The sequence below is a fragment of the Leisingera sp. S2M4 genome (genome assembly GCF_055398055.1).
The window spans coordinates 419071-432523 of the sequence record NZ_AP040861.1 but is presented as its reverse complement, the minus strand read 5'-3'; the positions used below and the strand labels follow the sequence as shown (position 1 = coordinate 432523).

Below are 13453 nucleotides of genomic sequence, written 5' to 3'. Positions count from 1 at the left end.
GGGGGTTTTTTATGCGCCGCGGGCGCGAGGAGACAGAAGATGAGCGACAACTGGAACACCCGTACCAAGCTGGTCCATGGCGGTAGTCGCCGCAGCCAATACAACGAGGTGAGCGAGGCGATCTTCCTGACGCAGGGCTTTGTCTACGACAACGCCGAACAGGCCGAGGCGCGGTTTGTCGAAACCGGCCCGGACGAGTTCATCTATGCCCGCTATGGCAACCCGACCGTCGACATGTTCGAAAAGCGCATCGCGGCGCTTGAGGGGGCGGAGGACGCCTTTGCCACGGCCTCGGGCATGGCGGCGGTCAATGGCGCGCTGACCTCGGTGCTGAAGGCGGGGGATCACGTGGTCTCGGCCCGGGCGCTGTTCGGGTCCTGCCTGTATATCCTGGAAAATATCCTGGCACGGTATGGTGTCGAGGTGACCTTCGTCGATGGCACCGATCCGGAGCAGTGGCGTGCGGCGGTGCGGCCCGACACCAAGGCGGTGTTCTTTGAATCGATGTCGAACCCGACGCTGGAAGTGATCGACATCGCCGCGGTGGCCGAGATCGCCCATGCGGTCGGCGCGCTGGTGATCGTCGACAACGTGTTCTCGACCCCGGTGTTTTCGCGCGCGATCGCGCAGGGCGCGGATGTGGTGGTCTATTCCGCGACCAAGCATATCGACGGCCAGGGCCGGGTGCTGGGCGGCGTGGTGCTGGGCACCAAGGATTTCATCCGCGGCACGCTGGAACCCTACATGAAGCACACCGGCGGCTCGCTGAGCCCGTTCAACGCCTGGGTGCTGCTGAAGGGGCTGGAGACGATCTCCCTGCGGGTGAACGCCCAGGCCGACAGCGCGCTGAAGATTGCCGAGGCTCTGGAGGGGCATCCGGCCCTGGCGCGCACGATCTATCCGGGGCTGCCGGGCCATGCGCAGAACGCGCTGGTGCAGACCCAGCTGGGCGGCAAGGGCGGCACGGTGCTGTCGCTGGATCTGAAGGGCGGCAAGGAGGCGGCCTTCCGCTTTCTGAACGCGATGACGATCCCGGTGATCTCCAACAACCTGGGCGATGCGAAATCCATCGCCACCCATCCCGCCACCACCACCCACCAACGGCTCAGCGATGAGCTGAAGGCCGAACTGGGGATCACGCCGGGGCTGGTGCGCCTGTCGGTCGGGCTGGAGGATGCAGCCGACCTGATTGCCGACCTCACGCAGGCGCTTGCGGCGGCGCAGGGGTGAGCCGAACGTCCGTTCAGGCGCAGGTTTTGCCGCATTTGACTGATCCGTTTTGAGTTTTGCGGCGTAAAGGTATAATTGCATTGTCTGCAGGCGCCGCCGGGCGCCTGCCAGAGTAGGGAAACGCGCCGATGAACATTCACACCCGCGACAACGCACAAACCCCGGATCGTGAGGCCGCCGCCGCCGCGCTGGACGTGCTGCGCGCCTGGGCCGGGACCGCGACCGAAACCGAGATCGCCCAGCTGGATCCGGCGGTGGCCCGGCTGCTGCCCGAGCGCGCGACGGCCAACTACCCGGATCTGTCGCGGCACTATCCTGAGGATTTCAACGCGGACGACATCTATCGCGCCTCCTTGCCGGATCTGCAGAACGGGCCGACCAGCCTGATCCGTGGCGCGCAGGAGCAGATCCAGCACGTTGGCATTTCCAACTTTCGCCTGCCGATCCGGTTCCACACCCGCGACAATGGCGATCTGACGCTCGAAACCAGCGTGACCGGCACGGTGTCTCTGGACGCCAGCAAGAAGGGCATCAACATGTCCCGGATCATGCGCAGTTTTTACAAGCACGCCGAGCGCACCTTCAGCTTCGAGGTGATGGCAGCGGCGTTGGACGACTACCTGAGCGATCTCGACAGCCCGGATGCGCGGTTGCAGATGCGGTTTTCCTTCCCGGTCAAGGTGCAGAGCCTGCGGTCGGGGCTCAGCGGGTATCAGTATTACGATTTCGCGCTGGAGCTGGTGGACCATGACGGCGTGCGCGAAAAGATCATCCACCTCGACTACGTCTATTCCTCAACGTGCCCCTGTTCGCTGGAACTGTCTGAGCATGCCCGACAGGCCCGCGGGCAGCTGGCAACGCCGCATTCGCAGCGCTCCGTTGCGCGGATCTCGGTTCAGGTCGAGCCGGACGCGGGCTGCCTGTGGTTCGAGGATCTCATCGAGTTGTGCCGCCAGGCGGTGCCCACCGAGACGCAGGTGATGGTCAAGCGCGAGGACGAGCAGGCCTTTGCAGAGTTGAACGCGGCCAACCCGATCTTTGTCGAGGATGCCGCGCGACTGTTCTGCGAGGCCCTGCAGGGTGATGCGCGGATCGGCGATTTCCGGGTCATTGCCAGCCACCAGGAGAGCCTGCACAGCCATGACGCCGTCAGCGTCCTGACGCAGGGCGCACTGTTCAAGGCAACCAGCATGGACCCGCGGTTGTTCGCCAGCCTGATCCACAAGGGCTGACCGCCCACGGTCGGCCCTTGCGGTGATTATCAGGGCGTAGGCAAGACACTGCCGTGTCCAATGCTGCGCTGCCGCATTTTTTATGCTGCCGTGCAGAATATCATGTTAGCCTTGTGAGCGAATCCCCTGAAACGACCTTTGGGGGAGGGCGCCTGTGCGCCCAGCCGGGTTGGTGGACCGGATGCCTGAGGGGCCGGTTCTTCAGCTGACGCCGCAAGCGAGGAGTATCAGATGACAGGTTTTCACCAGATGGCCGGGATGGCGATGCGAGCGCATGAATGGGCCGGTACCGCGGCGGGTTTCCAGTTGAAACTGTGGCGGCAGGCCACGGAACTGGCGGTACAGGCACCGTTTCATCAGCTGCGCGTGGCGCAGAGCCTGATGGCGGCGCAGCAGCGGCTGCTGCAAGGTGGCCCGGCTGCCGCGCCGCAAGAGGAGATGACAGACCCGGCACCGACCGACGCTGGCCGCGCCGCCGAGACCAGCGTGGAGCCGGTGGACCAGCCGAAGGTCGAGACAGCCAAGGCCGCTGAAGTAAAGCGCGCGCCCCGTAAGATCGCGCCCTCCAAAACTGCGACCAATAAAACCGCAACCACCAAAACCGCGACCGGCACGTCCGCGACCAGCAAGTCCGCGACCAGCAAGTCCACGACGGCAAAGCCCGCTCGGCGCAAGGTGCCCACTCGCCCGACCAGCAGCAAACCCGCCATCGCCGCCGCGGAACAGGCGCCTGCGGTCACACCCAAAGACGCGGCAAAACCCGCGGCGTCGACGCCGCCGTCTGGCAAGTCAGAGCCAGCAGCCAAGGCGCCGGTGACGGACCCGCGCGCATCGGCGACGACGTCCGAGGCGAAGGCCACGGGACCGGCAACCTTTCCGCCCTCGCGCCGCACGGGTGGCAGCAGCGAAGGTGGCGAGTCGGCGGCCGCTGCCAAGCGGCCGCGCCAACCGGCCAAGCCGCCGCAAATGCCGCAGAGCACGGGCCGCACGACAGGATCCGGCAAGTCTGACGACAAGGGGGACAGCGGCAAATAACGCCGCAGTCTTGACACTTAGCGCGTGGGAGGCCAACGCTTCGCCGCATGTTGGATTTCCGCCCGGTCGGGTATGTCATTGGCCTGTTGGTCGTAATTTTGGGAGCCATGATGCTGTTCCCGCTGCTGGTCGATCTGATGGACGGCCGCGGGGAATGGCATGTGTTCCTGGAGAGCGCCATCTTCACCATCCTGGTGGGGGGGCTGCTGTCGCTGAGCTGCGCCAATGGCGTGCGCGAGGGGCTGAGCATCCGCCAGACCTTCTTGCTGACCACGACGGTCTGGGTGGCGCTGCCCTTGTTCGGGGCGATTCCGCTGATGCTGGGCGCGACCGATCTGCGCTTTGTCGACGCCTTCTTCGAGGCGATGTCGGGGCTGACCACCACCGGCTCGACGGTGATCTCCGGGCTCGATGGTCTGCCGCGCGGCCTGCTGCTGTGGCGCGGCATCCTGCAATGGCTGGGCGGTATCGGCATCATCGTCGTGGCGATGGTCTTCCTGCCCGAGCTGCGGGTCGGCGGCATGCAGATCTTCCGCTCCGAAGCCTTTGACACGATGGGGAAGATCCTGCCGCGTGCGCAGGCGATCGCCAAGCAAATCTCGCTGATCTACGTGTCGCTGACGATGGCCTGCGTGCTGGTCTACATGGTGCTGGGGATGAGCGCATTCGACGCGCTGGTGCATGCGCTGACCACGATGTCGACGGGCGGGTTTTCGAATTACGATGCCTCCTTCGGCACGTTTTCGGGACCCGCGGAATATGCGGCCTCCTTTTTCATGATCGCGGCGGCGCTGCCCTTTGTGCGCTATGTGCAGCTGATCAACGGCCATGGGCAGCCGCTGTTGCGCGACAGCCAGATCCGCGTGTTCATGGCAACCATCGCGATCCTGGTGGTGGTGACCACCGGCGTGCTGCTCACCGTGTTTCCGCACCATCCGGAACAGGCGTTCCGCGAGGCGCTGTTCAACATTACCTCGATCATCTCGGGGACGGGATATGCCAGCGTGGACTACATGCAGTGGGGCAATTTCCTGATCATGGTGTTCTTCTTCATCGGGCTGATCGGTGGCTGCGCGGGCTCGACCGCCTGTTCGGTGAAGATCTTCCGCTACCAGCTGCTGTTTGCCTCGATCCGGGCGCAGATCCAGCGCATCCGCTCGCCGCATGGGGTGTTCCCGACCCGGTATGACGGGCGGGTGGTGGATGCCGAGGTGCTGAGTTCGGTGATCTCGTTTTTCATGTTCTTCGTCGTCACGGTGGGGCTGGTCGCCTGGGGGCTGGCGCTGACGGGGCTGGATTTCGTGACCTCCGTATCCGGCGCGGCGACGGCCGTGGCCAATATCGGACCGGGCCTCGGCGACACCATCGGGCCTGCCGGAAATTTCTCGACCCTGAACGATCCGGCCAAGTGGCTCCTGATCGCGGCGATGCTGATCGGGCGGCTGGAGCTGATGGCGGTCTACGCGATGCTGACAGTGCGCTTCTGGCGCAGCTGATTTGCGGAAATTGCGCGAGGCTGCCGTTGTGGCGGTTTGCCGCGGTGGAAAACGCGCTGTTGCGCGCAGCTTCCTTGCCCTCGGGGGCTGCCCGCTCTTGCCCTTGGGCGGGGGGTCGCATATGAGGCTCGGGATCGAAACCCGCAAGCGCAGGGAGACCCGTTCCGCATGCCCGTACTTGTGATGAAATTCGGCGGCACATCCGTCGCCAATCTGGACCGAATTCGACGTGCCGCCAAACGCGTCGGCGTCGAGGTGGCCAAGGGCTATGACGTGATCGTCATCGTCTCTGCCATGTCCGGCAAGACCAACGAGCTGGTGGGCTGGGTCGATGAGACCTCGCCGCTGTATGATGCGCGTGAATATGACGCCGTGGTGTCCTCGGGCGAGAATGTCACCGCCGGCCTGATGGCGCTGACGCTGCAGGAGATGGATATCCCCGCGCGCAGCTGGCAGGGCTGGCAGGTGCCGCTCAAGACCAACTCCGCCCACAGCCAGGCCCGGATCGAGGAGATCCCGCCGGAGAACATCACTCAGAAGTTCGGCGAAGGCATGAAGGTTGCGGTGGTCGCGGGTTTCCAGGGCATCAGCCCCGAAGGGCGCATCACCACGTTGGGGCGCGGCGGTTCCGACACCACGGCCGTGGCGTTCGCGGCGGCTTTTGACGCGGAGCGCTGTGATATCTACACCGATGTAGACGGGGTCTACACCACCGACCCGCGGATTTGCGACAAGGCGCGCAAGCTGGACAAGATCGCCTTTGAAGAGATGCTGGAGCTGGCCTCGCTGGGGGCCAAGGTGCTGCAAACCCGCTCGGTTGAACTGGCAATGCGCTACAAGGTGAAATTGCGCGTGCTGTCGAGCTTTGAGGAACAGTCCGACGAGGCCGGAACCCTGGTCTGCGACGAGGAGGAAATCATGGAATCCAATGTTGTGGCCGGTGTGGCCTATTCCCGTGACGAAGCCAAGCTGACCGTGCAGTCGGTGGCAGACCGTCCCGGCATCGCGGCAACCATCTTCACCACGCTGTCCGACGCGGGTGTGAACGTTGACATGATCGTGCAGGACATCTCCGAAGAGGGCCGCACCGACATGACCTTCTCCTGCCCCACCGATCAGGTGGCGCGCGCTGAGCAGGCGCTGCTGGCGATCAAGGAAAAGGGTGAGCTGAACTATGCCGAGCTGCTGGCTGACAAGGATGTCGCCAAGGTGTCGGTGGTGGGCATCGGCATGCGCTCGCAGTCCGGTGTCGCGGCCAAGATGTTCAAGGTGCTGTCGGACGAAGGCATCAACATCAAGGTCATCACCACCTCCGAAATCAAGATTTCGGTGCTGATCGACCGCAAGTACATGGAGCTGGCCGTCCAGGCGCTGCATGATGCGTTCGAGCTGGACAAGGCTGCCTAAGTTTCAGCACGCAAACGATTTTTCGTACAAAGCAAAGGCGTCCTGGGGGGCGCCTTTGCCGTTTGAAGGGGCGCTTGCCCTGTCGCTTGCCCATTTTTCCGGCGGACCGTGATGTTAGCGGGCAAAGGGATAAAAACGCTTGGACTTTTCCCGTCAGGGTGGGAGAAGAGGGGGGAGGAGAGTGCGCTGGCGCACGTCTTTGGGCTGCGTGGCTGTAAACCTGTCCGCTCCTGAGGAGGTGATGATGCGCCGACGCGCAGGGATTATGCCCGGGAAAAGGGTGGGCCCGAGAAAGGGTGAGAATGGCTGATACGATGGAATCCGAAAGCCGGAAACTTCTGGTGCGTCTGCGTGAGGCGATGGCCGGCGATGATGCCGGGCAGGCGCGGCTTGACAAGATAACCCATCTGATTGCCGACAGCATGGGCACCGAGGTCTGCTCGGTCTACCTGTTTCGCGATGAGGAAACGCTGGAGCTCTGCGCGACCGAGGGTCTGCTGGCCGAATCCGTCCACCAGACCCGCATGCGCATCGGCGAAGGGCTGGTGGGGCGCGTCGCCAAATACGGCAAGGTGGTGAACACGCCGGATGCGCCCAACGCCAAAGGCTTTCGCTACATGCCGGAAACCGGTGAGGAGCGGTATTCCTCGTTCCTTGGCGTGCCGATCCAGCGGTTGGGCGAAATGCTGGGCGTGCTGGTCGTGCAGTCGAAGGAGGCGCGGGAGTTTTCGTCCGACGCGGTCTATGCGCTGGAGGTGGTGGCGATGGTCATCGCCGAGATGACCGAGCTGGGTGCCTTTGTCGGCGAGGGCGCGGCGCTGTCGCCCTTGCACCAGCAGGCGGTGCTGATTCACGGCACCTCGGCGCAGGAAGGCGCGGCCGAGGGCCATGTCTGGCTGCATGAGCCGCGGGTCATCGTGACCAACCCGATTGCCGACGATCCCAAGCGCGAGCTGGAGCGGCTCAACGAGGCCGTCGAAGAGCTGCGCGTCGGGGTCGACAAGATGCTGGAGGTGTCGCGCAACGGCGACAAGGAACAGCTGCAAGTGCTTGAGGCCTATCGGATGTTTGCCAACTCCAAGGGTTGGATGCGGCGCATGGAAGAGGACATCGCCCGCGGGCTCAGCGCCGAGGCGGCGGTGGAAAAGGAGCAATCGCAGGCGCGGTCGAGAATGGCGCAGGTGCAGGATGCCTACCTGCGGGAGCGGTTGAGCGACCTTGATGACCTGTCCAACCGCCTGCTGCGGATCCTGACCGGGCAGGGCGCGGATACTGGTGCCGAGCTGCCGGAAAACCCGATCCTGATTGCCCGCAATATCGGCCCCGGCGACCTGTTGGAATACGGTCGGTCCCTGCGTGGGATCGTGCTCGAGGAGGGGTCTGTCGGCTCCCACGCGGCGATCGTGGCGCGCGCGCTGGCGATCCCGCTGGTGGTCAACGCCAAGCGGATCACCACCGAGGCGCTGAACGGCGACCACATCATGGTCGACGGCGATCAGGGCGTGGTGCATCTGCGCCCGGATGACACGGTGGTGGGGGCGTTTCGCGACAAGATCGCGATGCACACCAAGGCGCAGGAGCGTTACGCCTCGATCCGCAACACCCCGGCGATCACCACCGACGGTCAGCATATCAACATGGTGATGAACGCCGGTCTGATGGCGGACCTGCCGTCCCTCGAGGGCTCCGGCGCCGAGGGCGTGGGGCTGTTCCGCACCGAGTTGCAATTCCTGGTGCGCAACCAGATGCCGAAGCGTTCGGAGCTGGTGGCCTTGTACAAGCGGGTCCTGGATGCGGCGCATGGCAAGCCGGTGGTGTTCCGGACACTCGACATCGGGTCGGACAAGGTGCTGCCCTACATGAAGCCAACGGATGAGCCGAACCCGGCGTTGGGCTGGCGGGCGATCCGGGTCGGGCTGGACAAGCCCGGCGTGATGCGGATGCAGCTGCAGGCGCTCTTTCGTGCGGCCGAGGGGCGGCCGCTGTCGATCATGTTCCCCTTCGTGGCCCAGTTCGAGGAATACCGTGCCGCCAAGGCCGAGGTCGACAAGACCATCGAGCGCGAGCGGATTCTCGGCCATGCACTGCCTTCGGAGCTGAAGGTGGGCGCGATGCTGGAAACCCCGTCGCTGGCCTATGCGCCGCAAAAGTTCTTCGACGAGGTGAGCTTCCTGTCGATTGGCGGCAATGACCTCAAACAGTTCTTCTTTGCGGCCGACCGCGAGAACGAACGGGTGCGCAAACGGTATGACACGCTGAACGTCAGCTTTCTGAGCTTCATCGAACAAATCGTCGAACGCTGCGCGATTTCGGGAACCCCGCTGAGCTTCTGCGGCGAGGATGCGGGACGCCCGGTCGAAGCCGTCTGCCTTGCGGCCATGGGTATCCGCACGCTGTCGATGCGCCCGGCGTCGATCGGGCCGGTGAAGTCGCTGCTGCTGCGGGTCGACCTGGAGGAGATCCGCAAGATCATCGCCGAAGCCCGTCAGCGTGGGGAGCAATCCGTGCGTCCTGCGGTGATGCAGTACCTGCGCGAGCTTTAAGCACTGACCCCTTGTGCGCGGTTGCTTTTCAGGCAGCCGTGGCAGCCCCGTGCGCGCATATTTCAAACCTAAAACTTTAGGCTTGAAATTTATTTCCGCAGCAGCCTATCCTCTGGGTAACGGTTTAAGGCTGAGCGGGAGGGATGCGCATGAAAGTCGCCTGTCTGGGAGGCGGTCCTGCGGGGCTGTATTTTGCGATCTCATTGAAACTTCGCCAGCCCGAGGCGGAGGTGACGGTGATCGAGCGCAACCGCGCCGATGACACCTTTGGCTGGGGCGTGGTGCTGTCGGATGACGCGCTGGAGAACCTGCGGGCCAACGATCCGCAAAGCGCCGAGGCGATCCGCGCGAATTTTGCCTATTGGGATGACATCGCGGTGGTGCACAACGGCACGCGCACGGTCTCCGGGGGGCACGGATTTGCCGGCATCGGGCGCAAGAAGATGCTGCTGCTGTTGCAGGACCGGGCGCGCGAGCTGGGGGTGGACCTGCAGTATGAAACCATCGCCAAGCCCGCGTCGGAGTATCAGAAAGACTATGATCTGGTGGTCGGCTGCGACGGGCTGAATTCCAGCGTTCGCAATGAGTTCGCGGAGCACTTTAAACCGCAGATCGACGTGCGCCCCTGCAAGTTCATCTGGCTGGGTACGCATCAGAAATTCGACGATGCCTTCACCTTCATCTTCGAGAAGACCAAGCACGGCTGGATGTGGATCCATGCCTACCAGTTCGACGATGACACCGCGACGGTGATCGTCGAATGCTCGGCCCAGACCTGGGAGAACTGGGGTTTCGAGGGGATGAGCAAGGAAGAGATCATCCGCACCTGCGAGGAGATCTTTGCCGATCATCTGGACGGTCATGCGCTGATGTCCAACGCGGCGCATCTGCGCGGGGCGGCTGTCTGGATCAACTTCCCGCGGGTGCTGTGCGAGAAGTGGTACCATGAAAACGTGGTGCTGCTGGGCGATGCCTCGGCCACGGCGCATTTCTCGATCGGGTCGGGCACGCGGCTGGCCTTTGACAGCGCGATTGCCCTGGCGGAGCTGGTGAGCACCGAACCCACGCTGGAGCGCGCGTTTGAGCGCTATCAGGACGAACGGCGGCTGGACGTGCTGAGGTTGCAGTCGGCGGCGCGCAACTCGCTGGAGTGGTTCGAGGAGGTGGAGCGCTACCTGGATATGGATCCGGTGCAGTTCAACTATTCGTTGCTGACCCGCTCGCAGCGGATTTCCCATGAAAACCTGCGCCTGCGCGATGCGGATTGGCTGCAAAGCGCCGAGAAGTGGTTCCAGACTAAGGCCGGTGCGCCCGCCGATGCGCCGGTGCGGCCGCCGATGTTCGCGCCGTTTAAACTGCGCGATATGGATCTGAAGAACCGCATCGTGGTTTCGCCCATGGCGCAGTACAAGGCCGTCGACGGCTGCCCGACCGATTGGCACCTGATCCACTATGGCGAGCGCGCCAAGGGCGGCGCCGGGCTGGTCTACACCGAGATGACCTGCGTGTCGGCGGAGGGGCGGATCACGCTGGGTTGTCCGGGGCTTTATGCGCCGGAGCATGAAGCCGCCTGGACGCGGCTGGTGGATTTCGTGCACGCAGAGACCAGCGCCAGGATCTGCTGCCAGATCGGCCATTCCGGGCGCAAGGGATCGACCCAGTTGGGCTGGGAGGAAATGGACGCGCCGCTGCCGGAGGGCAACTGGGAGACGGTCTCGGCCTCGGCGATCCCGTGGTCGGACAACAATCCCGCACCGCGCGAGATTTCGCGGGCGGAGATGGACCAGATCCGCGATGAATTTGTTGCGGCCGCACAGATGGCAGAGCGCGCGGGCTTCGACATGATCGAACTCCACGCCGCGCATGGCTATCTGATCTCGTCCTTCATTTCGCCCAAATCCAACATTCGACAGGATGCCTACGGCGGCTCGCTGGAGAACCGGCTGCGCTACCCGCTGGAGGTGTTCCAGGCGATGCGCGCGGTCTGGCCCGAGGGCAAGCCGATGTCGGTGCGGATCTCTGCCAACGACTGGGTCGGCGACGAAGGCGTGACCCCGGAGGAAGCAGTCGAGATTGCGAAGGCCTTCACTGCCGCCGGTGCGGATATCATTGACGTCTCCGCCGGGCAGACCTCGGTTGATGCGCAGCCGGTCTACGGGCGCATGTTCCAGACGCCGTTCTCCGACCGCATCCGCAATGAGGCGGGAATTGCCACCATGGCGGTCGGCAACATCTATGAGGCGGACCACGCCAACTCGATCCTGATGGCGGGTCGGGCGGATCTGGTCTGCGTCGGGCGGCCGCATCTGGCCGATCCCTACTGGACGCTGCACGAGGCCGCGCGCATCGGCGACCGGCATGGCGACTGGCCGCTGCCCTATCACGCCGGGCGCGATCAGGCCTGGCGGCTGGCGGACCGCGAAGCGGAGGTGATCCGGGCATGACACGACGGGTTCTCGTGACAGGTGGCGGCACCGGCATCGGCCGTGCTATTGCCCATGCCTTTGCCGCCGAGGAGTGCGACGTCACCATCACCGGCCGCCGCCGCGCGCCGCTGGAAGCGGCGGCAGCGGGCCATAAGATGGAGATCCGCGAGGCGGATGTGACTGACGAGGCGCAGGTCAAGGCCTTGTTCGGTACGCCCTTTGACGTGGTCGTGGCCAATGCGGGCACGGGCGTGGCAGGGCGGATCGAGGATGTCGAACTGGCCGATTGGCAGCACACGTTGACGGTAAACATGACCGGCACCTTCCTGACCTTCCGCGAGGCCTTGCGGGCGGGCATGGGGTCAGGCGGGCGGCTGATCGCCATCGCCTCGACCGCGTCCTTGCAGGGCGGGGCACAGATCCCGGCCTATGCGGCGTCGAAACACGGGGTGCTGGGGCTGGTGCGCTCGGTCGCGCAGGGGGTGGCCAAGCGAGGCATCACCTGCAACGCGATCTGCCCCGGATTTGTCGATACCGAAATGGCGGAAAGCGCGATCACCGGGCTGATGGCCGGGCATGACATCCCGCGGGAGAAGGCGGTGAGAATGGTGGTTGGCGGCAACCCGATGCAGCGGCTGATCACGCCCGAAGAGGTCGCGGCCACGGCGGTGTTCCTGGCCTCGCCCGGTGCGTCTTCGGTCAACGGGCACGCGATGAGCGTGTCGGGAGGTGAGATTTGAGCACCACCTCCAAGGACCGGCTGCGGCTGTGGCTGAAAGTGCTGAAGGCGACCAAGTCGGTCGAGAGCAATGTGCGCGAGAACCTGCGGCGCGAATTCGCCACCACGCTGCCGCGTTTTGACGTGATGGCAGCCTTGGTGCAGCACGAAAAAGGCTTGAAAATGAGTGAGCTGTCGGGGGTTCTGAAAGTCTCCAACGGCAATGTGACCGGCATCGTGGAGCGGCTGGTCGAAGATGGCCATGTGCAGCGCGAGAAGGTCGAAGGGGATCGCCGCGCCAACCTGGTGCGGCTGACGCCTGCGGGGCGGGCCGAGTTCGCCCGCCAGGCCGAGGCGCATGAAGGCTGGATCAACGCCGCCTTTGACGGGCTGACCGCAGATGAGGCGCAGGCGATTGCCGAGAGCCTGGACGCGGTTGCCCGGCGGCTGGAGCACGGAGAGAGAGCATGAAGGTAAACCGCACCCCGGAGCATTTTCTGTGCCGGATCGAGGGTGGCATCGCCACCGTCTCGCTGAACCGGCCGGAGCGCAAGAACCCGCTGACGTTCGACAGCTATGCAGAACTGCGCGACTGGTTCCGCGATCTGCATTATGACGACAGCGTCAAGGCGGTGGTCTTTGCTTCCAATGGTGGCAATTTCTGCTCGGGCGGGGATGTGCATGACATCATCGGCCCGCTGACCAAGATGAGCATGAAGGAGCTCCTGGCCTTTACCCGCATGACCGGCGATCTGGTCAAGGCGATCGTGAACTGCGGCAAGCCGGTGATTGCGGCGATTGACGGCATCTGCGTCGGCGCAGGCGCGATCATCGCCATGGCGTCGGATATCCGCATTGCTACGCCCGAGGCCAAGACCGCGTTCCTGTTCACTCGGGTGGGGCTGGCGGGCTGCGACATGGGCGCCTGCGCGATCCTGCCGCGCATCATCGGCCAGGGCCGGGCGGCGGAGCTGCTGTACACCGGCCGCTCGATGAGTGCCGAGGAGGGCCATGCCTGGGGGTTCCACAACAAACTGGTGGCGGCGGATGCGCTGGAGAGTGAGGCGCAGAGCTGGGCCGAGCGGATCGCGGCCGGGCCCAACTTTGGTCACATGATGACCAAGACGATGCTGGCGCAGGAATGGTCGATGTCGATCGAACAGGCGATCGAGGCCGAGGCGCAGGCGCAGGCGATCTGCATGCAGACGGCCGATTTCGAGCGCGCCTATCATGCCTTTGTGAACAAGGAAAAGCCGCTGTTTGAAGGCGACTGAGCCGCGGCACCGCCGGAACCTGCGCGGCAGGAGAGCGCGGGTGCCTCCGGCGGGAGTATTTGGGGAAAGATGAAACGGGCGCGCAGCCTGTT

General features: G+C 64.4%; 10 protein-coding genes. All 10 read left to right on the top strand.

The features are described from left to right. Positions 1 to 39 precede the first annotated feature (39 nt). Positions 40 to 1230, top strand: coding sequence for an O-succinylhomoserine sulfhydrylase (metZ, locus tag ACZ52D_RS02140; protein WP_464442399.1), 1191 nt, complete (start codon positions 40 to 42; stop codon positions 1228 to 1230). Between the two features lie 128 nt (positions 1231 to 1358). After that, positions 1359 to 2462 carry a GTP cyclohydrolase FolE2 gene (folE2, locus tag ACZ52D_RS02135; protein WP_222454016.1) on the top strand — a complete coding sequence of 368 codons (1104 nt, stop codon included), beginning with the start codon at positions 1359 to 1361 and terminating at the stop codon, positions 2460 to 2462. 231 nt (positions 2463 to 2693) lie between these two features. Continuing rightward, a complete protein-coding gene (locus tag ACZ52D_RS02130) occupies positions 2694 to 3497 on the top strand; it encodes a hypothetical protein (RefSeq protein WP_464442398.1) in 804 nt (267 codons plus the stop codon). Between the two features lie 47 nt (positions 3498 to 3544). After that, positions 3545 to 4993: a TrkH family potassium uptake protein gene (locus ACZ52D_RS02125; protein ID WP_369927195.1), complete on the top strand. Its 1449-nt coding sequence runs from the start codon at positions 3545 to 3547 to the stop codon at positions 4991 to 4993. A gap of 168 nt (positions 4994 to 5161) precedes the next feature. Continuing rightward, a complete protein-coding gene (locus tag ACZ52D_RS02120; protein WP_464442397.1) occupies positions 5162 to 6400 on the top strand; it encodes an aspartate kinase in 1239 nt (412 codons plus the stop codon). 302 nt (positions 6401 to 6702) lie between these two features. Then, positions 6703 to 8943, top strand: a complete 2241-nt coding sequence (ptsP, locus tag ACZ52D_RS02115) for a phosphoenolpyruvate--protein phosphotransferase (RefSeq protein WP_464442396.1) — start codon at positions 6703 to 6705, stop codon at positions 8941 to 8943. Between the two features lie 149 nt (positions 8944 to 9092). After that, positions 9093 to 11387 (top strand): bifunctional salicylyl-CoA 5-hydroxylase/oxidoreductase, encoded by a 2295-nt coding sequence (locus ACZ52D_RS02110; protein ID WP_464442395.1) that lies wholly within the window; start codon positions 9093 to 9095, stop codon positions 11385 to 11387. Continuing rightward, positions 11384 to 12109: an SDR family NAD(P)-dependent oxidoreductase gene (locus ACZ52D_RS02105; protein WP_464442394.1), complete on the top strand. Its 726-nt coding sequence runs from the start codon at positions 11384 to 11386 to the stop codon at positions 12107 to 12109. The genes ACZ52D_RS02110 and ACZ52D_RS02105 overlap by 4 nt, the downstream gene beginning before the upstream one ends. Then, positions 12106 to 12558 carry a MarR family winged helix-turn-helix transcriptional regulator gene (locus tag ACZ52D_RS02100; RefSeq protein WP_464442393.1) on the top strand — a complete coding sequence of 151 codons (453 nt, stop codon included), beginning with the start codon at positions 12106 to 12108 and terminating at the stop codon, positions 12556 to 12558. Before ACZ52D_RS02105 ends, ACZ52D_RS02100 begins: the two co-directional genes overlap by 4 nt. After that, a complete protein-coding gene (locus ACZ52D_RS02095; RefSeq protein ID WP_464442392.1) occupies positions 12555 to 13361 on the top strand; it encodes an enoyl-CoA hydratase family protein in 807 nt (268 codons plus the stop codon). The genes ACZ52D_RS02100 and ACZ52D_RS02095 overlap by 4 nt, the downstream gene beginning before the upstream one ends. Positions 13362 to 13453 lie beyond the last annotated feature (92 nt).